Here is a 23,325-nt window from a genome sequence, read left to right on the forward strand (position 1 = left end):
AGTAAACGGCCCCCATCCCCGTCCTGTTCCCCGATTCCGCAACTTTTTCGTGATCTGTCTCACTCTCTCCGCTCGCTTGTCATAGACATTCTTTCGATATATCTTTGACGCATCGGAAGGGGAGGATTTCATGACTTCGGCAGCGATGGGCGGCCAGTGGGCCGACCCGAGAGAGTTCAAGCGTGCGGCCCGTGAGGCGATCCGCCAGGTCGCGGAGGCCTTCGAAGGCCACCACCACCGTGGGCCGCACGAGCACAGGCAGCGTGGCAGGCGCGGGCCGGGACCGTTCCCGTTCGACTTCCGCGGCGGTCCTTTCGGCCCCGGCGGGCCCTGGGGGCACCGCGGCTGGGGCGGCAGGACGCGCAAGGCCAAGCGCGGCGACGTGCGCGCCGCGATCCTGGCCCTGCTGGCCGAGGAGCCGCGCAACGGCTACCAGATCATCCAGGAGATCGCCGAGCGCAGCGAGGGCGGCTGGAAGCCGAGCCCCGGCGCGGTCTACCCGGCGTTGCAGCAGCTGACCGACGAGGGACTGGTCGTCTCGGAGGAGAACGAGGGGCGCAAGAGCTTCCGCCTCACCGACGAGGGCCGCGCCTACGTCGAGTCGCACGACGACGAGGTGCGCGCGCCGTGGGACGAGATGCGCCCGGACATCGACGACAACACCGCCGATCTGTGGGACATCGCCCGGCAGTCGGCCTTCGCGATGATGCAGGTTCTCCAGACCGGGAGCGACGCACAGATCCGCGAAGCGCGTAAGACTCTTGTTGAGACCCGGCGCAAGCTCTACCAGATCCTGGCCGACGGCGACCCGGGTGACGAAGAGTGAGTGAAGGGCGCTTGATGGACAGGGACGATCTCCGCATCGGCGATGCCGAGCGCGAGCAGACGATGGCCTCGCTGCGCGAGCACTTCGCGCAGGGGCGCCTCACCCACGAGGAGCTGGACGAGCGCCTGGACCGGACGCTGGCCGCCAAGACGGCCCGCGACCTGGCCCAGATCACCGCCGATCTGCCGGGCTCCCGGTTCAAGGAGCCGTCGGCGCCCCCGGCGGAGGGGTTCGACCACAATGACTGGCGTGAGGCCATGGGGTCCTACCGCAACCAGATGCAGCAGGCGCGTCACCAGATGCACCAGCAGCGGCGGCAGATGCGGCGCGAGTGGCGTCACCAGGGCGGCCCTGGCCCGTGGGGCAGGCGCGGCCCTGGACCGTTCGTGCCGCTGCTGTTCGCGGCCGTGATCGTCGGCTTGGTCGTCGGCGGGTTCGGCATCTTCTTCAAGGTGCTGCTGGCGTTCTTCGTCGTCGCGGTGATCCTGCGCCTGGTCTTCGGCCACTCGCACCGGCCACGCCGCTGAGGCGCGCAGGCGGGCCATCTCCCCGGAGATGCCCGCCCGCGCCCAGTGCGCGTTCAACCGCCATGTGCGGCCGACCGCCTGGTGTTCAACTGGTCGAACCCGACGGCGACGAGGATGAGCACGCCGATCGCGATCTGCAGGTAGAAGGCGTTGATCGCCAGGAGGTTGCCACCGTTGTTGAGCACGCCCATGATCAGTGCTCCGGTGAAGGCGCCGAGTGCGCTGCCCTTCGCGCCGAAGAGGCTCGCGCCGCCGATGACACAGGCGGCGATCGCGTTGAGCTCGAACCCCGTGCCGGCGGTGGGGATGCCCGCTCCCAGGCGGGAGGCGAGCAGCACCCCGCCGAGACCGGCGAGCATGCCCGAGATCATGTAGACCGAGACCGTCACCAGGCGCACGGGCACACCCGCCAGGCGGGCCGACTCGGGGTTGGAGCCGACGGCGTAGATGTAGCGGCCGAAGACCGTCCGGGTGAGCACGAACCACATCACGACGGTGACCAGCACGGCGATGACGAGCAGGTTGGGAATGCCGAGGATGGTGCCGTTGGCGATGGCCTGGAACGCCGCCGGCAGGCCCTGAATCGTCTGGGCATCGGTGGTGAGCAGGACCAGTCCACGGGCGATGCCGAGCATGCCCAGGGTCGCGATGAACGGCGGCAGCAGGGCCCGGGTCACCAGCAGGCCGTTGACGATCCCGAGACCGGTGCCGATCCCCACCCCGAGCAGGATCGACGGCAGGATCGGCACGCCGGCGACCAGGAACTGCGCGGTGGAGGCGCCTGTCAGGCCGAGGACCGACCCGACCGACAGGTCGATCCCGGCGGTCAGGATGACCAGGAGCTCGCCGACCGCGATGATCCCGAAGATGGCGACCTGGCGGGCGAGATTGGCCAGGTTGTTGGGGGTGAGGAACTCGTCGCTGACGAGCGTGAGGATGCCGACCGCCACGAGCAGCACGACGAGGCCGCCGCTCTCTCGTCCCGCGATGTCCCCCAGCGTGATGACCCGTCGCCGGGGCGCGGGCGCCTCCTTGGCCTTCGGCACCGTTTCCACTCCGGGTTCGGCGGCACCCGGTGGCCTGTTGACGATCGTCGTGGTCTCTATCGGCTCACGCCAGATCAGCTTAGGCATTGCGGCTCACTCCTCCTGAGTCGGTGGAGCCTCCGGTACCGCTCGCCAGGTGGAGAACGTCCTCCTCGGTGGCGGATCCGGGAAGCTCACCCGCGACCGCCCCGTCTCGCAGCACGAGGATGCGATCCGCGAGCCCCAGCAGTTCCGGAAGGTACGACGAGACCACGATGATCCCCAGCCCTCTCGCGGCCAGGTCGCCGATGATGGTGTAGATCTCGCCCTTGGCCCCGACGTCGATGCCCTTCGTCGGCTCGTCGAACATCAGCACTTTCGGCTTGGTGAGCAGCCATCGGGCGAGCAGGACCTTCTGCTGGTTGCCGCCCGACAGCGTCGACACCGGCTGGGCGTAGGAACCGGCCCGCAGCCGGAGGCTGTCGAGCAGCCGGTCGGCCTCCTCTGCCTGCTCACGACCGGGCAGGAGACCACGCCGGGAGCCGCTGCGCAGGCTGGCGATGGTGACGTTCTCCCGGATCGACAGCTCCGGCAGCAGCCCCAGCACCTTGCGGTCCTCGGTGAGCAGCCCCACGCCGGCGTTCATCATCGTGCGAGGTCCGGAGGGATTCACGGGCTTGCCGTCGACCTCCACCTCACCGGCCACGATGGGAGAGGCACCGAAGACGGACAGCAGCAACCCGCTGCGCCCCGACCCCAGCAGCCCTCCGATGCCGAGGATCTCCCCGGATCCGACGTGAAGGTCGACGGCCGGCGCGTTGTCGAAGCGGCGCAGTCCCCGGACCCGCAGCGCGGGCGTTCCCGCGTGCCGGTGGGTCTCCGGGTAGAGCGAGCTGATCTCCCGGCCGACCATCGCGGTGATCAGCCGGTCCTCGTCGTAGTCGCTGATCGGCCCTTCCTCGGACAGGCCCCCGTCCCGCAGTACGGTCACCCAGTCGCCGATCTCGAACATCTCCTCCAGCCGGTGGGTCACGTAGAGCATCGCGATGTCGCGCTCGCGCAGCCGCCTGATGTGCTCGAGAAGCCGCTCCGATTCCGCCTCGGTCAGCGCCGTGGTCGGCTCGTCGAACACGATCACCTTGACGGAGTCGGCGGTCAGGACCTTGGCGATCTCCACGAGCTGGCGGGTGGCCGCGGGGAGCCGTTCCACGATCGTGGCCGGGCTGACGTCCCTCAGGCCGACCTCGTCGAGCGCCTTCCTGGCACGGGTCCGCAACCGGGCCCTGGCGATGATCCCCTTGCGGGCGGGAAGCCGGCCCATGAACAGGTTCTCCTCCACCGAGAGGTGCGGGAGAAGGCTGAGCTCCTGGTAGACGGCCTGAATGCCGGCCGCGCGCATGTGCGCGGGGGTCGGCGTGGTGACCGGCCGGCCGTCGATCTCGTAGGTGCCGCTGTCGCGGCGCAGCGCGCCCGTCAGCACCCGGATCAGGGTCGACTTCCCCGCGCCGTTCTCCCCGGCCAGGCAGTTCACCTGGCCGGGAACCAGACGCAGTGAGACGTCGCTGAGCGCCTGCACGGGGCCGAAGGCCTTGGAGACCCCGCGCAGCTCGACGACGGGCCGCATCGTCATTCCGCCTTCATCGTCGGCGGGTTGAGCAGCTGCTTCACATCCGGCTCGTTCATGTTCTGCTTGTCGGCCACGACGGCGCCGGGGTCGATGTCACGCGGCGGGATGCGCCCGACCGTGGCCATTCCGGCCGCCAGAACGCCCTGGTATCCGAAGAAGTAGGGGTTCTGCACCACCAGCGCGTCGATGGTGCCGGCGGCCAGCGCGGCGTTCTCCTGCGGGTCGGAGTCGAAGGCCACGACGGGGACGGTGTCAGCCGCCTTGTTGTCCTGGATCGCCCGTGCCGCGCCGACACCCGAGGTGTTGTTGTCCGCGAACACGCCCGCCAGGTTCGGGTTGGCGGTGAGCGCGTCGTTGACCTGCGAGGCAGCGGTGTTGATGTCGTTGTTGTTGTAGCGCTGCAGGATCACCTTGACCTGCGGGCAGTTGATGGCGAGGCCCTGCTTGAAGCCGGCGTCCCGGTCGACCAGCGACTGGATGCCGGCCACGGAGGATTCGATCATGACGCCGCCGCTGGTCTTGTTCTGCGCCTTGAGCAGTTCGCACATGCGCTTGGCGGCCTGCATCCCGGCCTTGACGTTGTCGGTGCCGATGAAGCCCTCCGAGGCGGTGGTCACGCGGCTGTCCACGGTGATGACCTTGAGACCCGCCTTGCGCGCCCGGTCGATCGCCGAGTTCAGTGCGCTGGAGGAGTTGGAGGCGATGACGAGGCCGTCAACGCCCCGGGAGATGGAGTTCTCCACCAGTTGCACCTGCTCGTCGATGTTCGTCTCGGAGGTGGGGCCGAAGGTGCTCACCTTGAGGCCGAAGTCTCCGCCCGCGTGCTTCGCCCCAGCGATCATCGTCTGCCAGAACGAGGAGTCACTCGCCTTGATGATGACGTCGATCTTCTTGCCGGCGGACGCGCCGCCGGCGCCTCCGCCGCCCGACTGTGTGGCCGAGCTCGTGGCTCGGCCCGCCACCACTCCGATCACCAGCGCCACCAGGGCCAGGGCCGCGACCAGTGACAGTGAGAAGACGATGCGTGAGCGAGCCATGACGGCCTCCGCAAAGGGACCAGTGGGCCGTTTCCAGCAAAGCCCCGGAAGTGCCCGCATAGAAACAAGCCGAGGAAAAGAACTCATTACCCCGCCTTGGCGCTCGCGCGCACCACGATGTTCGTCAACACCGCTGAACGATGAGTGCGGCGGCGTGAACCGCATTCGTCACCGTGCTGCATGCGTATTCCGCCCTTGCGGAAAGTTGGGGATCGTCTTTCCAGCTTGAATCACAAAGGCCGCATACCAGAGATTCAGGCCACCCGTGCGCGCGTGGGCCCTTCAGGCTGCGCTCCGCCCCTGGTCGAAACTTTGATGTCCTGTGTGCGGCCGATGATCCGGCGCCGGGGACCATCCGGGAGGCGTGTCCATGACCTGCCACCGTCCGGCCGGATCGGTGGCGAATTCATTCACGGAACCGCCACGACAGATCCTCAATCTCCGCAGGGCGTCCGGAAATCCGAATTCCACGCCCTGGCCAGCGCATGGGAAGAGTATTCAGATGATTATTCAGGAACTCAGGGAGAAGACCATCCCTGAACATCGCGAAGTAACGGGAACGGCCGTGACCGAGGCGACGATGCAACGGCTCCAGCCGCCCTTCGCGATGGAAGCGGCGCCCATTCCGAACCCGCTCCCGATCCCCATCCCGCTCCCGCCGATCGTCGGACCCCGGATTCTCATCTACAAGCAGGATCCCACCGTCGCCGAGCTGGGTGTCAGGGCGATCTTCATCCCCAGTACGGTGCTCAATGGACCCTCCGACACCCGGATCACCACCGAGCTGCCCGGCACCACACCCGTGGCGCGCAACATCAACGGCGACTTCATCTTCACCCCCAACTCACCCCAGTTCGACTGCGCGCACACGTACGCGGTCGTCCGGGAGACGCTGACCATGTACCAGCGCCACAACGACGGCGCTCCCATTCCCTTCGCGTGGAACACCGGCGGGAACCTCGACCGGATCACTGTCTTCCCGCACGCCTCGGTCGGAGCCAACGCCTTCTACAGCAGGACGGCCAAGGCGCTGAAGTTCCTCTTCTTCACCCCGACCGGTTCCACGGACGAGGTCTTCACCTGCCGCTCACTGGACATCGTCGCCCACGAGACCGGTCACGCGATCCTCGACGGACTCAAGCCGGGCTGGCTCAGCGCCGGGAACCCGCCGCAGACCGGTGGCCTGCACGAGTCGTTCGGCGACCTGACCGCCATCTTCCTGGCGCTGTCGGAGCCTGACCAGGCCGAGGCGCTCGTCGCGCTCACCAAGGCCAACCTGCACGCCAAGAACTTCCTGTCGGCCCTGGCCGAGCAGTTCGGCCAGGCGCTCGGCCTGCCGTTCGGCCTGCGCAACGCCGACAACGACCTCAAGCTCAGCGAGGTCGGCAACGAGGTCCACTCGATCTCGCAGGTGTTCACCGGCGGCATCTACGACGTACTCGCCGACATCTACGCCTTCGAACGCGCCACGCAGGGCGGGGTCAAGAGTCCCACCGTGATCCTCATGGACGTCGCGGCCAAGCTGTGCAAGCTGCTGTTCCAGGCCATCAAGCAGGCGCCCGCGACCGCGGCCACCTACACCGACGTCGTCAACCAGATGCTGCAGATCTCCGCCGCCCAGGGCGATCCCAACATCTACCGGACCTTCATCCGCAACCGGTTCGCCTTCCGCGAGGTGGTCACCTCGCCCACGCCGTTCACCGAGATGCTCTCCGGCGAAATGGATCTCATGAACGCCGACTACACCGGCGACGGCAAGGCCGCGAAGGACGTCACCCAGGTGAAGGTCGCCGACGCGGCATCCGCCAGCCTGCGCGCCGTACAGGACCGCTCGAGTTGCTGCGGCACCATGCAGATGCCCGAGTTCCAGGTCATCGCCCCGGACAAGCTGGCGTCCAAGGGCGACCTGAGCAACGACGACATCCTCGCCACGGAGCTGGCCGCGCTCAAGAAGGCGTTCAAGTAGCAGCCGCCGTATGGTGCCGCACGTGAGCCCACTACGGCAGGGGGAGGCAGACATGCGGGTAATGATCGAAAGGACCGGCGGCTTCGCCGGGCTCCAGGAGACGGTCGCCGCCTACGACACCGAGGACCTCTCCGAGCAGGAGGCCGCGAAGGTGTACGACGCGGTGTCCGCGCTCCGGGCCGCCACAGCTCGAGGTGAGCCGGCTGAGGTGGGCGCTGACCTGATGACCTACCGGATCACCGTCGGCGACGGTCCCGGACAGGTCTACACAGTGCCGGAAGAGCCCTCACCAGGTCTGGCGGACCCGCTGGCCGCGTTGCTCCGCCAATCCCCCTGACCTGGGCTCCGCTGCGAGGCGCCTGACCTGGCGACACAGGTCAGGCGCCTTCTGGTGTTCCGGGGTCAGAGCGTCGCGCTGGTGTTCCGGGTCAGAGCGTCGCGCGCAGCCTGCCCAGCTCCGCGGCGATCCCCTCCAGGGTCCAGTGCGCGTTCAGGCCGCTGGGGTTGGGGAGGATCCACACCCTGGCACCGCCCAGCGGCTCGGGCTGCGGGCCGATCGCGGCCTTCGGCTGGGCGAAAGCCGTACGGAAGGCGGAGACTCCCAGGACGGCAAGCACCTGCGGGGCCGCCTCCGTCACCAGTCCCGCGAGCCTTCTGCCGCCCTCGAGCAGTTCCTCGCGTGACAGCTCCGACGCCTTGGCGCTCGCGCGCGCCACGACGTTGGTGACGCCGAGGCCGAGGGACGGGAGCAGGTGCTGCTCCGCGGGGGCGAGCAGCCGGGGCGTGAAGCCCGACAGGTGCAGCGCCGGCCAGAACCGGTTCCCCGGGCGGGCGAAGTGGTGGCCGGTCGCCTCCGACATCAGGCCCGGGTTGATGCCGCAGAACAGGACCTTCAGCCCGGGTCCCAGCACGTCGTCGATCACAGCAGGATCCCCGCCAACTCGTCGAGCAGGGCCGTCACGCGCCGCGCGGCGGCCTCGTCGTGCAGGGCGGCCGCGAGCGCGGGCACGGCGTCGCGGGCACCGCGGCCCTGCATGGCGCGCAGCGCTCCCGGGGCGACGCGGACCAGCGTGCGGCGGCCGTCGCCGGGGTCGGCCACCGTCTCCAGGGCGCCGAGGGAGCGCAGGCGGGCGATGACCGCCGAGACGTGGCTCTGGGCGAAGCCGGTCCTGTGCTGGATGTCGCGGATAGGGCTGTCCGGATATTTCATGGCGTCTTCGAGTATGACCATTTCCGCGGCACCCAGTGCCACATCACCGACCTCGCCCGTCACCTCCGCGGACAGCTCGATGAGCCGCCGGCCGAGCCTGTGGAGTTGCGCTGCGTCCATGGTTCGCGATAATACATCGGTAGAGATGCATCGTTAGCGATGGATTTGGAGGCGGGCGATGTTGCACGGTGTGGGCGTCACGGCCCTGGGCGTGGCCATGGTGCGCGCCCTGGAGAGCGAGCGGGAGGACCGGCTGTTCGACGACCCGTACGCGCGGGCGTTCCTGGAGGCGCTGCCCGGGGTGTTCCCCGCGCCGGACACGGTGTCCGGCCCCATGGCCTGGCTGGGTGCCGCGTTCAGCGCGAGCGGGGTGCTCAGGACGCGCTTCTTCGACGACTACCTGCTGGGAGCGGGGCTGAGCCAGGTGGTGCTGCTGGCCGCCGGGCTCGACACGCGGGCCTACCGGCTGGCCTGGCCGCCGGGCACCCGGGTGTTCGAGGTCGACCTGCCCGGCGTGCTCGAGTTCAAGGACTCGGTGCTCGCCTCGGCCGCGCCCCGCTGCGAGCGTACGGCGGTGCCGGCCGACCTGCGGGGCCCGTGGACGCGGGAGCTGGCGGCGGCCGGGTTCTCGCCGGACGAGCCGGCGGCGTGGCTGGCCGAGGGGCTGCTGGTCTACCTCGCGGCCGAGGAGGTCGCCGGGCTGTTCACCGGGATCGGGGAGCTGTCGGCGCCGGGGAGCGTGCTGTCCTTCGAGACCGGCGGGCGGCTGCTCGACCGGGCCGGGCGGGTTCCCGGGATGCGTGCCGTACGGGAGCTGTGGAAGGGCGGGATCGAGGACCCCGCGGGATGGCTGGCCGGGCACGGCTGGGAGGTTCGCTTCCATCCGGCGGCGGCGTACTCGTTGTCCGTCGGCAGGCCGCTCGAGGCGGAAGGCGACGAGGGGTTCGTGGTGGCTAGCCCATCTCCTCCAGCTTGCGGCCCTTCGTCTCCTTGACCCAGAACCACACGAACACGAACGACAGCACGGCGAACCCGGCGTAGCCCGCGTAGGTGAGCGGCAGGTTCCACTCCGACAGGGCGGGGAACGACACCGTGATCGCCCAGTTCGCGAGCCACTGCGCGGCCGCGGCCACGCCGAGCGCGGCGGCCCTGATCCGGTTCGGGAACATCTCCCCCAGCAGCACCCAGACCACGACACCCCACGACAGGGCGAAGAACAGCACGAACACGTTGGCCGCGATCAGCGCGATGGGCCCCTGCGGGTCGGGCAGCGTGACGACGCCGTGCACCTTGGTCGCAGCGCTGAAGGCCCACGCGGCGGTGCCCAGCGAGACCGCCATGCCCGCGGAGCCGATCATCAGCAGCGGCCTGCGGCCGATCCGGTCCACCAGGGCGATCGCGATGAACGTGCCGATGATGTTGATGACCGAACTGGAGAAGCTGATCAGCAACGAGTTGCTCTGGGTGATACCGACCGACTGCCACAGCACCGACGAGTAGTAGAAGATCACGTTGATGCCGACGAACTGCTGGAACACCGACAGGGTGATCCCGATCCAGACGATCGGCAGGAGCCCGAACGCCGGCCCGCGCAGGTCCTTCATCGTCGGCACGTGCTCGGTGTGGAGCACGTGCTGGATCTCGGCCACCCGCGCGTCCAGGTCGATCTTCTCGCCCTCCACCTCGGTCAGCACCACGCGCGCCTGCTCGAGACGGCCGGCGGCGATGAGGTAGCGCGGCGATTCGGGAATGTTCAGCGCGAACACCAGGTACAGCACTGCGGGCACCACGCAGGCGCCGAGCATCCACTGCCAGGCCTGCAGCCCCCACAGCGTGTTGTTCACGTTGCCGCCGGCCAGCCGCACGAACATGTAGTTGACCAGCTGCGACACCGCGATCCCGAGCACGATCGCGAGCTGCTGGAATGACCCGAGCCGACCCCGGTAGGCCGGCGGCGCCACCTCCGCGATGTATGCGGGCCCGAGCACCGAGGCCATCCCGATCGCCATGCCCGCGAGCAACCGCCAGAACCCCAGGTCCCAGATCGAGAACGGCAGCATCTGCCCGATCGAGCTCACCGCGAACAGCAGCGCCGCCGCCTGCATGGTCCGCGTCCGCCCCCACCGGTCGGCCAGCCCGCCCCCGATCCAGGCGCCCACGGCCGAGCCGAGCAGCGCGATCGCCACCACCAGCCCGGTCTGCACCGGGCCGACGCCGAAGTACTTCTGGATGCCGACGACAGCCCCGTTGATCACGGCGCTGTCATAGCCGAACAGGAACCCGCCGATGGCCGCCGCCGCCGCTATGAACACGACGTGACCGAGATGCTCCTGGTGAGAAGGCCGGACTGCCATCTCAGCTCCTCTCCACGCGTGTCTCAGCGGCGATCCCGATCGCCACCAGGTACCCGGGATCCGCCGGGTCATACCCCGGCGTCTGCGCGATCAGGCCGTTTCCGTGCCCGATGCGCCGCCCGTCCACGAAGAGCTGACGGGCTCCCCTGTGCACCTCGACCCACACGGGCACGTCCGCCGGCCGCCGGATCGTGGTCCGGTAGAGCTCGTCGGCGGTTATGGTGCGCGGCTTCTCCGGCTCGTCGAGGACGAGTGTCAGCCCGGTCGCCCCGCCAGTGATCTCCAGCTCGAGCAGGTCGGCCCCTGTCAGATCGATGAACACGTCGTGGGCGCCATCGGCGATCTTGATGGTCCAGGCGGTGCCGGCGTCCACGAGCAGGTGCGCGGGGTGGGCCCTGCGCAGCACGCCGAGGTAGGGGTAGTCGACGTCGATCCGCCCGTCGGACCAGCTCACCTCGGGTCCCGGGGTCCCGAGACTGGCCTCGAGCAGGTATCCGAGGCCGGGAGCCGCGTGCAGGCTCATCCGATCGACGCCGTGGCCGAAGCAGAGCGTGGCCTCGTTGTCCCGCGCGTCAGCCAGAGGAACGGTGACGCGCTCCGCAGTCACCGACATGTCTCGACATATCCCCAGATCAGGGCCTTACCAACGCTTCATAACCCCTTCTTGCCCAAACCTTCAAGACCCCGGCGCTCCACGAAGAACTGAGGTCTGGCCGGAAAGCCAATGTGATCGCAGAATGCGCTCATGAGATGGAGGCGCGCGGCGCCGACGCCGTTGAGCCAGGAGGAGTTCGACGCGTTACCGGCCCTGGACCGGGCCGAGCTGCACCGCGCCGCGCGCGACAGCCGGCGCGAGCTCGTGGCGACCGTCCTGCAGTTCGTGACGGCACTGGGCGTGCTCGGCGGGTTGCTGCTGACGGCGCAGGGCCTTGCGCAGACGGCCAAGTCGATCGAGGCCTCGCGCGAGGAGCTGGGCATCGCCAGGAAGGGACAGCTCACCGACCGGTTCACCAGGGCCGTGGAGCAGTTGGGCGCCGCGAGCGTGGACGTGCGGGTGGGCGGCGTCTACGCGCTGGAAGGGATCGGGCGCGACGCCGCCGAATACCGGCAGACCACCGTGGACGTGCTGGCCACGTACGTGGTCGGCAACGGCCGCCCGTCCGGGAAGAGCGAGGTGGCCAGGGATGTGCAGACCGCCCTCACGGTGCTGGGCAGGGTCCACCCGGCGAGCCCGAAGAGCGGGTGGCTCGATCTGTCGCACGCCCGCATCGACGGCGCCACGTTGCAAGGCGCATACCTGGCGCACAGCAGGATGTTCGGGACCAGCATGAAGTCCGCCAACCTGATCGAGGCGGATCTCTCGGGCTCCCTGTTGCCGTTCTCCCACCTGTCGGGCGCCTTCCTGACGGAGGCGAATCTGGCCAAGGCCAACTTCAACCTGGCGGACATGTCCCGCGCGAGCCTGTGGCACGCCGACCTCCGCGGCACGGTCTTCCTCACCACCGACCTGAGGGGCGCCGACTTCACCGGGGCGAAGCTCGACGGCGCCTACTTCAAGAACGCGGACCTGCGCGGCGCCAAGGGCCTGCCGCCCGTCGCCGAGCTCAAGAAGCTCGTCCAGTGGGACGAACAGACGAAGTGGCCGTGACATGCCGGTCGCGCCGATGGGATGATCGGCTTCGTGACGGTTCGGGCGAGGATCGCGGCGGCATGGGGATGGCATTCGCGCTGGATCGACGCGCATCCGGTGCTCGCGCCACCGGCATCGGGGATCGCGCTCTTCTGCGTGGGCGCCCTGGCGTCGTGGGCGACCGGGGAGGACCCCACTCCGTGGGGCCATCTCGTGAGATCCGCCGCCATCGCCACTGTCCTGTTCTGGTTGGAGGCCCTGTGTCTGGTCGGCCGCCGTCCCGAGCCCGCCGCTGATCGCCAGGCCGGGTAGGGCGGCAGGTGGCCCTCGGTCTCCTGCCGCCCAGGGGGCGGGAGGTCAGCGGGGGGAGTTCTGGACCGGCTTCGTGAGGGATTTGGCCCAGGTGAGCAGGTTCGGCGGGCGGGATGTCCAGGCGATCGCCAGCATGACCACCAGAAGGGTGGGCGCAGCGACACTCTCGTAGAGGACGTTGCGGTTGATGATGTGCGTCAGTGTCGCGCCGGTGAGCACGACCACGAGGATCGCCGCGCCCAGGAAGCGGTGCTCGCGGCGCGGGATGACCAGCAGGATGGCACACAGGAACTCCACCGTCCCGATCACGAACCTGAACCAGGACGGATATCCCCATTCCACGAATTTCACGGAGTAGGCGGGGCCGTAGAACGTCGGCCCCGGCCAGTACTTGGTCACAGCGCCGACGACGAACGAAGCGGCGAGGATCCAGTAGGCGCAGGTGAGGAGGCGTTTTCTCATGCCGACGACGCTAGGCTCGCCTCCTCCCCCGCGCTTCTCAGAAACTGACCGACTCCCCCTAGAGCCGCGGGTCGACGGGCTCGGACTCCAGGGCGAGCACGGCGAAGACCGGCTCGTGGACGCGCCAGGTCGCCTCACCGTCGGCCAGCCGTGACAGCGCCTCCAGCCCGAGCCAGTGCTCGCGCAGCGCCAGCGACCGCTTCTTGCCCAGGAAGCGGTGCCGCAGCACGTCCAGCGACTCGGTGTAGTCGGGCCCGTAGATGATCCGCAGGTACTCCCGCCCGCGCACCTTGATCCCCGGCTGGACCCGCCCTGGGGTGTGGACGGCGGGCTTGACCACCATCCCCTCGCCCCCGGCCGCTGTGAGCGACGACCACCACTCCACGGCCGAGGCACGGGAGGACTCGGAGCTCAGGTCGACGAACAGGTGCCTGGTCTGCGTGATCAGCGGGGACTCCAACAGCCCGAGCGTGGACAGGTGCCAGGCGTGCGGTTCCAGCGCCGCCGCGCGTCCCTGGCACGCCAGGATCTGGAACGGCGCGAGCCGTACCCCGGAAAGTCCGTCGACCGGCCAGCAGTAGCGTGCATAGGCGTCGCGAAAAAGGGCAGCGTTGTCGTGGCGACGCCGGGTGCGGGACAGCAACCCGCCCACACCCAGCCCGCGCCCGGACGCCGCCTCCAGCGCCGCGACCGCCTCCGGCAGCGACGCGCGCGCCGCCGCGCCGACCGCGGCGTACTGCGTGCGGATCAGCTCGCCCGCCTTGGCCGACCAGGGCAGCAGCTCGCAGTCCAGCACCACCCAGTCGGAGCCGAGCGCCCCCCACAGCGGCTCGCACGCCTCGCGCAGCCGCTCGACCAGCGGCGCCACATCGCCGAAGAAGGGCCGGCCCGTCCGGGTGAACACCGTGCCCGACGAACCGTCCGTCACGCCGAAGCGCGCGGCGGCGACGCCGGGGTCACGGGCCAGTACGGCTATCGCCCGCGAGCCCATGTGCTTCTCCTCGCACACGACCTCGGTCACCCCGGCGGCGGCGAACTCCTCGAACGCCTCGTGCGGGTGCTCCAGGTAGCCGTCGAGCTTGGAGGTCTCCGGCGGCGCCATGGTCGGCGGCAGGTAGACCAGCCAGCGCGGGTCGACCGCGAACCGGCTCATCACCTCCAGCGCGGCGGCCGCGTTCTCCTCGAAGATCTTGACCCGGCCGCCGAAGCGGGTCTCCACGTGCCGGGTGCCCTGGACGTCGGTGATGTCGAGCATGCCGGGATCGCGGGACGGCCCGCCCAGCGGCTTGACCGACTCGTACCACACCTGCTCGGCGGGCACGGAGACGAGCTGCCGCTCCGGGTAGCGCAGCGCGGTCAGCCGGCCGCCGAACACGCAGCCGGTGTCGAGGCAGATCGTGTTGTTGACCCATTCGGGGGTCGTGGTCGGGGTGTGCCCGTAGACGACCATGGCCCGGCCCCGGTACTCCTCGGCCCACGGGTAACGCACCGGCAGGCCGTACTCGTCGGTCTCGCCGGTCGTGTCGCCGTACAGGGCGAAGGAGCGGACGCGGCCGGAGGCGCGGCCGTGGTAGGCCTCCTTGAGCCCGGCGTGCGCGACGACCAGGCGGCCGCCGTCGAGCTGGTAGTGGCTGATCAGCCCGTCCATGAAGGCGCGGGCCTCCTCGACGAAGGCCGGGTCGCGGGCGGCCAGCTGGTCAAGCGACTCCTGCAGGCCGTGCGCGACCTTGACGTTGCGGCCGTTCAGCGCGCGCACCAGCTTCTGCTCGTGGTTGCCCGCCACGCAGATCGCGGTGCCGGCCGCGACCATGCTCATGACGAGCTTCAGTACGCCGGGGGTGTCGGGACCGCGGTCGACCAGGTCGCCGACGAACACCGCGGTGCGGCCCTCGGGGTGGGTCAATCCCTGCCAGCCCAGCTCGGCGAGCAGCGACTCCAGCTCCGAGCGGCAGCCGTGCACGTCGCCGATGATGTCGAACGGGCCTGTCAGCTCCCGCTTGTCGGTCCACGCCTTCTCGTAGGAGATCTCCGCGGCGGCGATCTCGTCCAGGCCGCGCAGCACGTGCACCTTCCTGAACCCGTCGCGGGAGATCTTCGACAGGGAGCGGCGCAGGTCCTTGCGCTGGCGGATCACCACGCCGGGGCCGAAGTCGCGGTCGGGCCTGGCGGCGTTGCGCTCGATCGCCACCTCCTCCGGGGTGTCCAGGACGATCGCTTCGCACAGCACGTCGTGCTTCCTGGCCAGCTCGATGAGCGCCTTGCGGGCGCCGTACTGCACGTTGGTGGCGTCGACCACGGTGAACAGGCCGCGCGAGAGCCGTACGCCGACGATGTGGTGCAGCAGGTCGAAGGCCGCGGGGGTGGCCGCCTGGTCGTTCTCGTCGTCGGCCACCAGGCCGCGGCAGAAGTCGGACGAGATGACCTGGGTGGGCTTGAAGTGCTTGGCGGCGAACGTCGACTTCCCGCTCCCGGACACGCCCACGAGCACGACCAGAGAAAGCTCCGGGACACTAATCACGGCTGAACACCCCCATCTGCGTCGGAGAGCCGATCTCCGCGTCCTCCTCCCCGATAGGCCGGAACGTCACCTGGTAGCCGTAGGCGGCGGCGACTCGGGTCGCCCACTCCTGGAACTCCGCCCGGGTCCACTCGAAGCGGTGGTCGTTGTGCCGCAAACCGGTCAGGAACTCGTAGCGCACGTTGTACTCGACGTTCGGCGTCGTCACGATCACGTGCTGCGGCCTGGCGTGGCCGAACACCACCCGCTCGAGCGCCGCCAGCCGCGGCGGGTCCACGTGCTCGACGACCTCCATCAGCACGGCAGCGTCGTAGCCGGTGAAGCGCTTGTCGGTGTAGGTGAGCGCGCCCTGGAACAGCGTCAGCCGGGCCCGCTTGGCGTCCGGCATCCGCTCCAGGCGCAGCTTGCGCGCCGCGATCGTGAGCGCAAGCGACGAGACGTCGGCGCCCGCCACCCGGGCGAAGCGCGGCCTGGCCAGCAGCGCGCCGACCAGCTCGCCCTGCCCGCAGCCCAGGTCGATCACGCTGGTCGCGCCCAGCTCCTCCAGCGTGGCCAGCACGGCCTCGCGCCGCAGCGTGTTGAGCGGGCGCGGCTTGTCCTCCGGCGGCGCGTCGTCCTGCTCGGCTTCCGCAGAAGCTTCCGCGGAAGCCGCCTCCGTGGCGGCCGTCTCGCCGGGCGCCGCCTCCTCGTCCACCGCGGGTTCCAGGTGCTCCTCGGTCTCGTCGCCGAGCTCGGCCAGCCGGGCCAGCGCCGTACGCGCCAGAGCCCAGCGCCGCCCCAGATACCTGCGCGTGATCAGCCCGCGCGAGGGGTGCGCGGCCAGCCAGCCCTCGCCGGCCCTGATCAGCTTGTCCACCTCGTCGGGGGCCACCCAGTAGTGCTTGCCGTCGTCGAGCACGGGCAGCAGCACGTACAGGTGGTTGAGCGCGTCGGCCAGCCGCAGCGTCCCGCGCAGCGTCAGCGAGACGTACCGCGAGTCACCCCACTCGGGAAAGGCCTCGTCCAGAGGTACGGCCAGCGCCTCGACCTGCCAGCCGAGCGGCTCGAACAGCTCCCGCGCCAGGTCCGGCCCGCCCCGGCAGGGCAGCGCGGGAATCCGGATCTCCAGCGGCAGCGCCGTACCGGGAAGTTCGGGCCTGGCCTTGCAGCGCCCGGCGCGGGCGGTGCGGAAGACGTCGGCCAGCGCCACCGCCAGCAGCGACGAGGCGGCGTAGGGCCGGTCGTTGACGTACTGCGACAGGCTGAAATCGGGTGAGTTGCGCCCGCGCGAGCGGACCAGCGCGATCGGATCGACCTCGAGCAGCAGCGCCGCCGTGCAGCGATCCTCGCCCGCCTCCGGGTAGAACACCGTGGCCGTGCCGAACGACTGGCCGAACTCCTGCACCCGGTCGGGATGCTTGTGCAGGAGAAAGCCCAGGTCGGTGGCGGGCGAGGCGGTCGTCGAGATCGTCAGCAGCACGCCCCCATAGTGCCGCAGCCGGGCAGAGCGGCGCGAACGGAATATCTCACCCGACGTGCACGTGCGGCCGCTTGTCCAGGTCGGGCTCGGCCTTGCGCAGCACCTCCCTGGTCATCGGCGGCACGTCACCCCCGCCGAACAGCAGGTAGCCGAGCATCTTGACCATGGGGTTGCCCTCGCTCCAGTGGAAGTAGATGTGCGGCGGCCTGCCGGCACGGTCGCGCAGGTGCAGCGTGAGCGCGGCCAGGGCGTTGGGCACCGTCGGCGACTCGAAGCGCAGGATCTTGTGGCCGTAGCGCTCCTCGCCGCGCACCCGCAGCTCCGACTCGAACTCCGAGGCGTCCACGACCGTGCCCTCGACGAACATGATGGGCTCCGAGGAGCGCAGGCGGTGGTTGAGCCACTGCTCGCGCAGCTTGTCGTTGTACTCGCGCTGGTCGCGCTGGTGCGGCTCGTTGGCGATCAGGTGGACCTCCGCGGCCTCCGCCTCGTTCACGAACTGCTCGGCCAGCGGGTCCAGGTGGACCTCGGTGACCCGCAGCTCGGTGGAGCGCGTGGCCCTGGACAGGATCGAGGTCACGATGATGGTGATGATGAAGAAGGAGGCGATCTTCACACCGTCGGGCCGCTCGATGACGTTGGCGACCAGCGTGTAGGCGAGCACCGCCGAGATCAGCGCGAACGCGGCCGTGGCCAGGCGCTGCCGCTTGCGGAACGCGGACAGTGTCACCGCCACCGCGGCCGACAGCATCAGCACCAGCACGCCGGTGGCGTAGGCGCCGCCCTGGGCGTCGACGTCGGCGCGGAAGATGATCGTGATGGCGAACCCGATGACGGAGAAGACCAGCACCAGCGGGCGGACGGCGCGCGTCCAGTTGGGCGCCATGCCGTAGCGCGGCAGGTAGCGCGGCACCAGGTTGATCAGCCCGGCCATCGCCGAGGCCCCGGCGAACCAGAGGATGGCGATCGTGCTGACGTCGTAGATCGTGCCGAACCAGTCGCCGAGGAAGCCGTGCGCCAGGTAGGCCAGGGCCCGCCCGTTGGCCTTGCCGCCGGGTTCGAACTCCTGGTGCGGGATCAGCACGGTCGTCACCGTGCTGGTCAGGATCAGGAACACGCTCATGATGGCGGCGGCGGTGGTCAGCAGCCGCTTGGTGCCGTGGATGCGCTGCTCGAGCTTGCCCTTGATCACCGGCATGACCGCGACGCCCGTCTCGAAGCCGGACATGCCCAGCGCCAGCTTGGGCATGACGACGAGCGAGAGCCCGATCATGACCAGCGGGCTGCTGTAGTCGACGCGCAGCAGGTTCTTCCAGTCCAGGATCACCTGCGGGTTCTCCAGCACGTGCAGGATCGCCACGGCCACCACGACCGCGTTGAGCGCCAGGTAGACGAACACGAGCACCACGGCGATGCTGATGGCCTCGCTGAAGCCCATGAGGAAGATGCCGCCCAGCAGGGCGAGCAGCACGAGCGTGACGATCACCTGCTGCCCGCTCAGGAACTCCGGCGCGAACGGGTTCTCCAGGATGTGCGCGGTGGCGTCGGCGGCCGACAGCGTCATCGTGATCACGAAGTCGGTGGCGGCGAAGCCGAGCAGGGCCAGCACGAACAGCTTGCCCCACCACTGCGGCGCCAGCTTCTCCAGCATCGCGATGGAGCCCTGGCCGTGCGGGCTCTCCTCGGCCACCCGCCGGTAGACCGGCAGCGCGCCGAACAGCGTCAGTCCGACCAGGAGCAGGGTGGCGATCGGCGACAGCGCGCCGGCGGCCAGCGCCGCGATGCCCGGCTGGTAGCCCAGCGTGGAGAAGTAGTCCACGCCGGTCAGGCACATGACCTGCCACCACGAGTGCTTCTTGTGGGGACCGTGCTCGATCTGTTCGCGGTCGGTGGTCAGCCCTTCGAGCATCCATGCACGAAACGGCGCATACCCGGCCATTTCGGCCACCCCCACATCAACAACCCGTAAAGACGAAGAGCACCCTACTGAGGTTGAGCAGGGTGCTCTCGTGCTCAGGGCGTCAAGAAAACGTCAATATTCAGATTTGGGGGAGTACTTCCGCCGCGATGAGCTCCAGATGCTCCAGATCCGACAGATCCATCACCTGGAGGTAGACGCGCTCGGCGCCCAGTTCCCCGAAGCGGCCGATCTTCTCCACCACCTCCGCGGGCGTGCCCGCCAGCCCGCTCTGCCGCAGCGCGCCCAGGTCCTGGCCGATGGCCGCCGCCCGCCGTTCGAGCTCGGCCTGGTCCGACCCCACGCAGACCGTCTGGGCCGCCGACAGCGCGAGCGTACGGCCGGCGGTCTCGGCGGCCTGCCGTACGCGGCCGAAGGCCTCGGCCGTGTCGGACTCCGTGTGGAACGGGACGTTGTACTCGTCGGCGTAGGTGGCGGCCAGGCGCGGCGTGCGCTTGGCGCCGAACCCGCCGATGATCACCGGAGGTCCGGGGCGCTGGACCGGCTTGGGCAGCGCGGGCGAGTCGACCACGCGGTAGTAGCGGCCCTCGAAGGAGTAGGGCTTCTCGGCGGCCCACAGCCCCTTGATGATCTCCAGCTGCTCCTCGAAGCGGCCGTAGCGCTCGCCCAGCGGCGGGAACGGGATGCCGTAGGCGGCATGCTCCTGGTCGAACCAGCCGGTGCCCAGGCCGAGCTCGACCCGCCCGCCGCTCATCTGGTCGACCTGGGCCACGCTGATCGCCAGCGGCCCGGGCAGCCGGAACGTGGCCGGGCTCACCAGCGTGCCCAGCCTGATCCGCGAGGTCTCCCTGGCCAGCGCGCCCAGCGTGACCCAGGCGTCGGTCGAGCCGGGTCCCGGGTCGCCGGGGCCGATGCGCTGGTAGTGGTCCGAACGGAAGAACGCGTCGAATCCGAGCCGCTCGGTGGCCTGCGCCACGGCCAGGAGATCGTCGTAGGTGGCGCCCTGCTGGGGCTCGGTGAAGATCCGCAACTTCATATGCCAATTATCCGCAAGGCGAGCGGCGTGGCTGCTAGCGTTCCCCTGCCAGTGCTCTCTGTAGCCGGTCCACCACGGAGGGTGGTCTATGTCCGAGTCTCGGCACCGTAGGGAGCCGGGCACGCTTCCGCGGCCGCTGGCCACGCTGCTCGCGCTCACGCTGGCCGGAGGCACCGGCGTCGCCGTCTGGCTGCTGCCCGCCACGGCCGAGCCCCAGCAGACGGCCGCGCCGCGCAAGACCATGCCCGCGACACCGAGCCCGACACCCACGCAGCAGGCCAGGATGGCGGGCCCCAAGACGTTCCTGACCTTCGTCGACACCGCCCGGCATCCCGGCTTCGACCTGGCCGCCGACGCCCGCCGCAGCGGCGTCGAGTGGTACTCGCTCGGCCACCTCGTCGCGGGCGGCGACGGGTGCCAGCCGCGCTGGAGCGGCGGGCTCGCCCCCGGCGGCAACCAGGTCGCCAACCGGATCGGCCGCCTGCGCGCCGGGGGCGCCGACGCCGGGCTCGCCTTCGGCGGTCCCGACGGCAGGGAGCTGGCCGCCGCCTGCACCCGGCCCGACGCGCTCCTGGCCGCCTACCGGCGGATGACCGGAGCCTTCGACCCCTCCTACGTCGACTTCGAGATCCACGACAGCACCGACACCGCCACCGTGCGGCGCAGAGCCCTGGCCATCAAGGAACTGCAGAAGGACAGCCCGCTGCGGGTCGGCTTCACGCTGCCGCTGCAGCCCACCGGCCTGTCCGACGCCGACGCCGCCATGCTGCGCGCCACCCGCGAGGCCGGGGCCGGCATCGCCACCGTCGACCTGCTGGCCACGCTCGAGCCGCGCACGGCGCCGGCCGGGCGGCTGCACCGCGTCGCCGACGCCGTCAAGGCCGCGCAGCGGCAGATCGCGCGGGCCCTCGACCTCGGCGACTCCGACGCGTGGCACCGGATCGGGCTCACCTCCGTCCTGGCGAGCTCGAGCGATCTGAACGAGGTCGAAGCCGGCAAGCTGGCGGGGTTCTCCGACAAGCACGCACTGGCCTGGCTGTCGCTGCGCGGCGCCCAGCCGCCTCCGGCCGTCGCCCAGCTCCTCTGGCGCGCCGGCTGAACTATAGGATTTCCCAGCGAGGCGGCATTTTCCGGCGTTTGGAGTACGAGGTGGCGACCCGTCCGGAGACGGCGAGGAAGGTCCTGCTCTACTGGATGGACGGCATGATCGCCTTCTTCGCCGTGATGTTCATCGCGGGTGCCTGGTACCTGGTCGCCGAGGATCGGATCTCCGTACCGCACGCGATGGCTGGGGCCGGTTCAGCGCTCGCCTTCTGCGCCATCTTCCCTTTCATGCTGCGCGATGCCTACGACGAGCGGCCCAGGCCCGTCGCCAAGCTGGTCGTCTCCGGCCTGCTCGCCGCGGTCGCCCTGGTCCTCCTGCCCTCCGGCGCCGGGCTGGACCAGCCCCCCATGTCCTGGGACATGGTCGGCCCGCTCTGGCTGTCGGCCGCGGCGCTGTTCCTGTCGTGGCAGGTCACGGTGGCGTTCGGCGTGCTGGAGATCGCCATCGTCTTCCCGTACGTCAGGGGGATCGGGTGGCTGCCCTGGCAGGCCGAATTGGCCATCCAAGCAGGCGCGGCGATCCTGCTGCCCGTGGCCACGTGGCTGTGGCTCTGGCTGTGGCGCACGATCAGGGAGGCGCACGACAGCCAGGAGGCCAAGGCCAGCCTGGCCGTCTCGGAGGAGCGGCTGCGCTTCGCCCGTGACCTGCACGACCTGCTCGGCCACAGCCTTTCCGTCATCGCGCTGAAGAGCGAGCTGGCCGGCAAGCTCGCCACCAAGGACGCCGCCCGCGCCGCCGCCGAGATGGCCGCGGTGCGGCACCTGGCGGGCGAGTCGCTGACGGAAGTGCGGGCCGCCGTCGAGGGCTACCAGACGCTGGACCTGGAAGCCGAGCTGGCCGGGGTACGGGCCGCGCTCGAGGCCGCGGGGGCGAGCTGCACGATCGAGGCCAGCGCCGACGACCTCTCGCCCGCCGCGCGCGCCCTGCTGGCCTGGGTGGTGCGCGAGGGCGCCACCAACGTGCTCAAGCACAGCACCGCCACCCGCATCGCGATCAGGATCGACGGAGGCGTGCTCGAGATGCGCAACGACGGCATGGCAGGGCCCGTCTCCGACCAGGGCAGCGGGCTGCGCGGGCTGTCGGAGCGGATCGCCGGCGCGGGCGGCTCGCTGTCGGCCGCGCCCACCGGGAGCGGGGAGTTCCTGCTGCGCGCGGCGGTGCCCGCATGAGGCGGCGCTCCCGGCTCGACCGGGTGCGGATGCTCATCGTCCACTCGGTCGACCTCTTGTTCCTGCTGTCGCTGACCGGCTTCATCGGCGTGGTCGCCCTCCTGCAGCCCGAAGCCGCCAAGACCGTCCCCGTGATCATGCCGATCGGGCTGGCGGTGCTCACGGTGGCCTTCTACGTGCTGTCCACCCGGCCCTTCCGCGTCGCGATCAGGGGCGGGCGCGCGCCCGTGGCCGTGCTGGCTGTCTCTGGCGTGATCGCGCTCCTCACCTGCCCGTTCAACCCCTACGTGGCGCCGGTCTGGCTGGCCATGCTCGCGCCGTTCGTCCGCCGCTGGATCGTCCTTTTGCTGAGCGCGCTGTTCCTGGCGGTCTACCTGCCGGTCCTCGCGCTGGTGATCGACCTGACCGCATTCCTGGTGATCGTCATGGTCGCCGTCACGGTGGTCGTGGTGGGCGCCGTCCTGGCCAACCTGTGGCTGTGGCGGCTGGCCAAGGAGGCGCACGAGGGGCAGGAGGCCAGGGCGGGGCTGGCCGTCTCCGAGGCCCGGCTGCGTTTCGCCGGGGACCTGAACGACCTGCTCGGGCAAGCCCTGACGGACATCTCCGCCCGCACGGCCGCCGCCGAGGAGTTGCTGGCCACCGATCCCGAGGCCGCCGCGCGGGAGATGCTGCGGATCCGGGAGGCTGCCAGGACCTCGCTGCGGGAGGTCCGCTCCGCCGTACAGGGTTATCGCGCGCTCGACCTGGACGAGGTGCTGGCGAGCGTGCGCGCGGTGCTGGAGGCGGCCGACGTGCGCACGACCGTCGAGTCCGACACCGGGTCGCTGCCCGCCGAGTCGCGCACGCTGCTGGCCGGGGTGGTGCGCGAGGGCGCGACCAACGTGCTCAAGCACAGCACGGCCGCACACTGCACGATCACGATCAAGGACGGGATGCTGGAGATGGCCAACGACGGGGTCGGCGATCAGGCCGGGGTGAACGACCAGGCCGCCGCGGGCCTGCGCGGCCTGTCACAGCGGCTGGCCGCCGCGGGCGGCTCCCTCACGGCCGAGCCCGCGCCCGGCGGCCGCTACCTCCTCAGAGCCCTCGTACGGCAGGCCGGGGAGAGCGCATGATGTCGCCGACACGACTGACAGGGGAGGGC

The 23,325-nt window shown here is 70.1% G+C and carries 22 protein-coding genes; 10 read left to right on the forward strand and 12 right to left on the reverse strand.

Features of this window, described 5'->3' with window-relative positions; genetic code table 11:
* The first annotated feature begins 130 nt into the window (after positions 1-130).
* Entirely contained in the window at positions 131-826 is a 696-nt protein-coding gene (locus KIK09_RS17140) for a PadR family transcriptional regulator (protein WP_214320204.1), read from the forward strand.
* 14 nt (positions 827-840) lie between these two features.
* The gene (locus KIK09_RS17145; RefSeq protein WP_214320205.1) at positions 841-1,353 is read left to right on the forward strand and encodes a DUF1707 SHOCT-like domain-containing protein; all 513 of its coding nucleotides are present in this window, start codon (positions 841-843) and stop codon (positions 1,351-1,353) included.
* Positions 1,354-1,406: 53 nt separating this feature from the next.
* Here KIK09_RS17145 and KIK09_RS17150 read toward each other — a convergent pair whose 3' ends face one another.
* Genes KIK09_RS17150 through KIK09_RS17160 form a run of 3 tightly spaced genes read right to left on the reverse strand, consistent with a single transcriptional unit; the run spans position 1,407 to position 5,042 of the window.
* Positions 1,407-2,486 (reverse strand): ABC transporter permease, encoded by a 1,080-nt coding sequence (locus KIK09_RS17150; protein WP_214320206.1) that lies wholly within the window; start codon positions 2,484-2,486, stop codon positions 1,407-1,409.
* On the reverse strand, positions 2,479-4,008 hold the full coding sequence (locus tag KIK09_RS17155) for a sugar ABC transporter ATP-binding protein (protein WP_214320207.1): 1,530 nt from the start codon (positions 4,006-4,008) through the stop codon (positions 2,479-2,481). The genes KIK09_RS17150 and KIK09_RS17155 overlap by 8 nt, the downstream gene beginning before the upstream one ends.
* Positions 4,005-5,042 (reverse strand): ABC transporter substrate-binding protein, encoded by a 1,038-nt coding sequence (locus KIK09_RS17160; RefSeq protein ID WP_214320208.1) that lies wholly within the window; start codon positions 5,040-5,042, stop codon positions 4,005-4,007. The genes KIK09_RS17155 and KIK09_RS17160 overlap by 4 nt, the downstream gene beginning before the upstream one ends.
* 502 nt (positions 5,043-5,544) lie before the next feature.
* On the opposite strand from KIK09_RS17160, the gene KIK09_RS17165 reads away from it, so the two are divergent.
* Together KIK09_RS17165 and KIK09_RS17170 are read left to right on the forward strand one after the other, a co-directional pair.
* Positions 5,545-7,008, forward strand: coding sequence for a gluzincin family metallopeptidase (locus tag KIK09_RS17165; protein WP_214320209.1), 1,464 nt, complete (start codon positions 5,545-5,547; stop codon positions 7,006-7,008).
* A gap of 52 nt (positions 7,009-7,060) precedes the next feature.
* Positions 7,061-7,345 (forward strand): protealysin inhibitor emfourin, encoded by a 285-nt coding sequence (locus KIK09_RS17170; RefSeq protein WP_214320210.1) that lies wholly within the window; start codon positions 7,061-7,063, stop codon positions 7,343-7,345.
* 91 nt (positions 7,346-7,436) lie between these two features.
* Here the strand turns inward: KIK09_RS17170 and mug are convergent, their stop codons facing one another.
* Positions 7,437-7,931, reverse strand: coding sequence for a G/U mismatch-specific DNA glycosylase (mug, locus tag KIK09_RS17175; protein WP_214320211.1), 495 nt, complete (start codon positions 7,929-7,931; stop codon positions 7,437-7,439).
* Positions 7,928-8,338, reverse strand: a complete 411-nt coding sequence (locus tag KIK09_RS17180; RefSeq protein ID WP_214320212.1) for a helix-turn-helix domain-containing protein — start codon at positions 8,336-8,338, stop codon at positions 7,928-7,930. The genes mug and KIK09_RS17180 overlap by 4 nt, the downstream gene beginning before the upstream one ends.
* A gap of 58 nt (positions 8,339-8,396) precedes the next feature.
* Here KIK09_RS17180 and KIK09_RS17185 point away from each other — a divergent pair, with 58 nt between their 5' ends.
* Positions 8,397-9,212: an SAM-dependent methyltransferase gene (locus KIK09_RS17185; RefSeq protein ID WP_214320213.1), complete on the forward strand. Its 816-nt coding sequence runs from the start codon at positions 8,397-8,399 to the stop codon at positions 9,210-9,212.
* Here KIK09_RS17185 and KIK09_RS17190 read toward each other — a convergent pair.
* Together KIK09_RS17190 and KIK09_RS17195 are read right to left on the reverse strand one after the other, a co-directional pair.
* Positions 9,172-10,572, reverse strand: a complete 1,401-nt coding sequence (locus KIK09_RS17190) for a sugar porter family MFS transporter (RefSeq protein WP_214320214.1) — start codon at positions 10,570-10,572, stop codon at positions 9,172-9,174. The two genes, KIK09_RS17185 and KIK09_RS17190, sit on opposite strands and share 41 nt — an antisense overlap.
* Position 10,573: 1 nt before the next feature.
* Entirely contained in the window at positions 10,574-11,185 is a 612-nt protein-coding gene (locus tag KIK09_RS17195) for a hypothetical protein (protein ID WP_214320215.1), read from the reverse strand.
* 132 nt (positions 11,186-11,317) lie between these two features.
* On the opposite strand from KIK09_RS17195, the gene KIK09_RS17200 reads away from it, so the two are divergent.
* Both KIK09_RS17200 and KIK09_RS17205 read left to right on the forward strand, forming a co-directional pair.
* A complete protein-coding gene (locus KIK09_RS17200; RefSeq protein WP_214320216.1) occupies positions 11,318-12,220 on the forward strand; it encodes a pentapeptide repeat-containing protein in 903 nt (300 codons plus the stop codon).
* Positions 12,221-12,253: 33 nt separating this feature from the next.
* Positions 12,254-12,514 carry a hypothetical protein gene (locus KIK09_RS17205; protein WP_214320217.1) on the forward strand — a complete coding sequence of 87 codons (261 nt, stop codon included), beginning with the start codon at positions 12,254-12,256 and terminating at the stop codon, positions 12,512-12,514.
* Positions 12,515-12,559: 45 nt separating this feature from the next.
* On the opposite strand, the gene KIK09_RS17210 is transcribed toward KIK09_RS17205, so the two are convergent.
* From KIK09_RS17210 to KIK09_RS17230, 5 genes are all read right to left on the reverse strand, one after another.
* Positions 12,560-12,976 carry a DoxX family protein gene (locus tag KIK09_RS17210; RefSeq protein WP_214320218.1) on the reverse strand — a complete coding sequence of 139 codons (417 nt, stop codon included), beginning with the start codon at positions 12,974-12,976 and terminating at the stop codon, positions 12,560-12,562.
* Positions 12,977-13,034: 58 nt separating this feature from the next.
* Complete coding sequence (locus KIK09_RS17215; protein WP_214320219.1) at positions 13,035-15,494, reverse strand: polynucleotide kinase-phosphatase; 2,460 nt, start codon at positions 15,492-15,494, stop codon at positions 13,035-13,037.
* Positions 15,487-16,953, reverse strand: a complete 1,467-nt coding sequence (locus tag KIK09_RS17220; RefSeq protein WP_214320220.1) for a 3' terminal RNA ribose 2'-O-methyltransferase Hen1 — start codon at positions 16,951-16,953, stop codon at positions 15,487-15,489. The genes KIK09_RS17215 and KIK09_RS17220 overlap by 8 nt, the downstream gene beginning before the upstream one ends.
* Positions 16,954-16,999: 46 nt before the next feature.
* Positions 17,000-18,862: an APC family permease gene (locus KIK09_RS17225; protein ID WP_214320221.1), complete on the reverse strand. Its 1,863-nt coding sequence runs from the start codon at positions 18,860-18,862 to the stop codon at positions 17,000-17,002.
* A 130-nt stretch (positions 18,863-18,992) separates the two neighbouring features.
* Complete coding sequence (locus KIK09_RS17230) at positions 18,993-19,907, reverse strand: LLM class F420-dependent oxidoreductase (RefSeq protein ID WP_214320222.1); 915 nt, start codon at positions 19,905-19,907, stop codon at positions 18,993-18,995.
* Between the two features lie 88 nt (positions 19,908-19,995).
* Between KIK09_RS17230 and KIK09_RS17235 the strand changes: the two genes are divergently transcribed.
* From KIK09_RS17235 to KIK09_RS17245, 3 genes are read left to right on the forward strand one after another with little or no spacing between them, the layout of a single operon-like run.
* Positions 19,996-21,006 (forward strand): glycoside hydrolase family 18 protein, encoded by a 1,011-nt coding sequence (locus tag KIK09_RS17235; protein ID WP_214320223.1) that lies wholly within the window; start codon positions 19,996-19,998, stop codon positions 21,004-21,006.
* Positions 21,007-21,056: 50 nt separating this feature from the next.
* Positions 21,057-22,181, forward strand: a complete 1,125-nt coding sequence (locus KIK09_RS17240; RefSeq protein WP_214320224.1) for a sensor histidine kinase — start codon at positions 21,057-21,059, stop codon at positions 22,179-22,181.
* A complete protein-coding gene (locus KIK09_RS17245; RefSeq protein ID WP_214320225.1) occupies positions 22,178-23,296 on the forward strand; it encodes a sensor histidine kinase in 1,119 nt (372 codons plus the stop codon). The genes KIK09_RS17240 and KIK09_RS17245 overlap by 4 nt, the downstream gene beginning before the upstream one ends.
* Positions 23,297-23,325: the final 29 nt, after the last annotated feature.

Origin of the sequence: Nonomuraea sediminis, from assembly GCF_018531495.1 — a bacterium.
Classification (GTDB): Bacteria; Actinomycetota; Actinomycetes; order Streptosporangiales; family Streptosporangiaceae; genus Nonomuraea; species Nonomuraea sediminis.

What these genes read in the sequence shown, in the direction of transcription:
- KIK09_RS17180 (WP_214320212.1), bottom strand. Translation starts at nt 8,338, where the DNA reads ATGGACGCAGCGCAACTCCACAGGCTCGGCCGGCGGCTCATCGAGCTG.
- KIK09_RS17190 (WP_214320214.1), bottom strand. Translation starts at nt 10,572, where the DNA reads ATGGCAGTCCGGCCTTCTCACCAGGAGCATCTCGGTCACGTCGTGTTC.
- KIK09_RS17155 (WP_214320207.1), bottom strand. Translation starts at nt 4,008, where the DNA reads ATGACGATGCGGCCCGTCGTCGAGCTGCGCGGGGTCTCCAAGGCCTTC.
- KIK09_RS17165 (WP_214320209.1), top strand. Translation starts at nt 5,545, where the DNA reads ATGATTATTCAGGAACTCAGGGAGAAGACCATCCCTGAACATCGCGAA.
- KIK09_RS17170 (WP_214320210.1), top strand. Translation starts at nt 7,061, where the DNA reads ATGCGGGTAATGATCGAAAGGACCGGCGGCTTCGCCGGGCTCCAGGAG.
- KIK09_RS17200 (WP_214320216.1), top strand. Translation starts at nt 11,318, where the DNA reads ATGAGATGGAGGCGCGCGGCGCCGACGCCGTTGAGCCAGGAGGAGTTC.
- KIK09_RS17185 (WP_214320213.1), top strand. Translation starts at nt 8,397, where the DNA reads ATGTTGCACGGTGTGGGCGTCACGGCCCTGGGCGTGGCCATGGTGCGC.
- KIK09_RS17145 (WP_214320205.1), top strand. Translation starts at nt 841, where the DNA reads ATGGACAGGGACGATCTCCGCATCGGCGATGCCGAGCGCGAGCAGACG.
- KIK09_RS17150 (WP_214320206.1), bottom strand. Translation starts at nt 2,486, where the DNA reads ATGCCTAAGCTGATCTGGCGTGAGCCGATAGAGACCACGACGATCGTC.
- KIK09_RS17225 (WP_214320221.1), bottom strand. Translation starts at nt 18,862, where the DNA reads ATGCTCGAAGGGCTGACCACCGACCGCGAACAGATCGAGCACGGTCCC.
- KIK09_RS17210 (WP_214320218.1), bottom strand. Translation starts at nt 12,976, where the DNA reads ATGAGAAAACGCCTCCTCACCTGCGCCTACTGGATCCTCGCCGCTTCG.
- KIK09_RS17140 (WP_214320204.1), top strand. Translation starts at nt 131, where the DNA reads ATGACTTCGGCAGCGATGGGCGGCCAGTGGGCCGACCCGAGAGAGTTC.
- KIK09_RS17230 (WP_214320222.1), bottom strand. Translation starts at nt 19,907, where the DNA reads ATGAAGTTGCGGATCTTCACCGAGCCCCAGCAGGGCGCCACCTACGAC.
- KIK09_RS17245 (WP_214320225.1), top strand. Translation starts at nt 22,178, where the DNA reads ATGAGGCGGCGCTCCCGGCTCGACCGGGTGCGGATGCTCATCGTCCAC.
- KIK09_RS17195 (WP_214320215.1), bottom strand. Translation starts at nt 11,185, where the DNA reads ATGTCGGTGACTGCGGAGCGCGTCACCGTTCCTCTGGCTGACGCGCGG.
- KIK09_RS17235 (WP_214320223.1), top strand. Translation starts at nt 19,996, where the DNA reads ATGTCCGAGTCTCGGCACCGTAGGGAGCCGGGCACGCTTCCGCGGCCG.
- KIK09_RS17160 (WP_214320208.1), bottom strand. Translation starts at nt 5,042, where the DNA reads ATGGCTCGCTCACGCATCGTCTTCTCACTGTCACTGGTCGCGGCCCTG.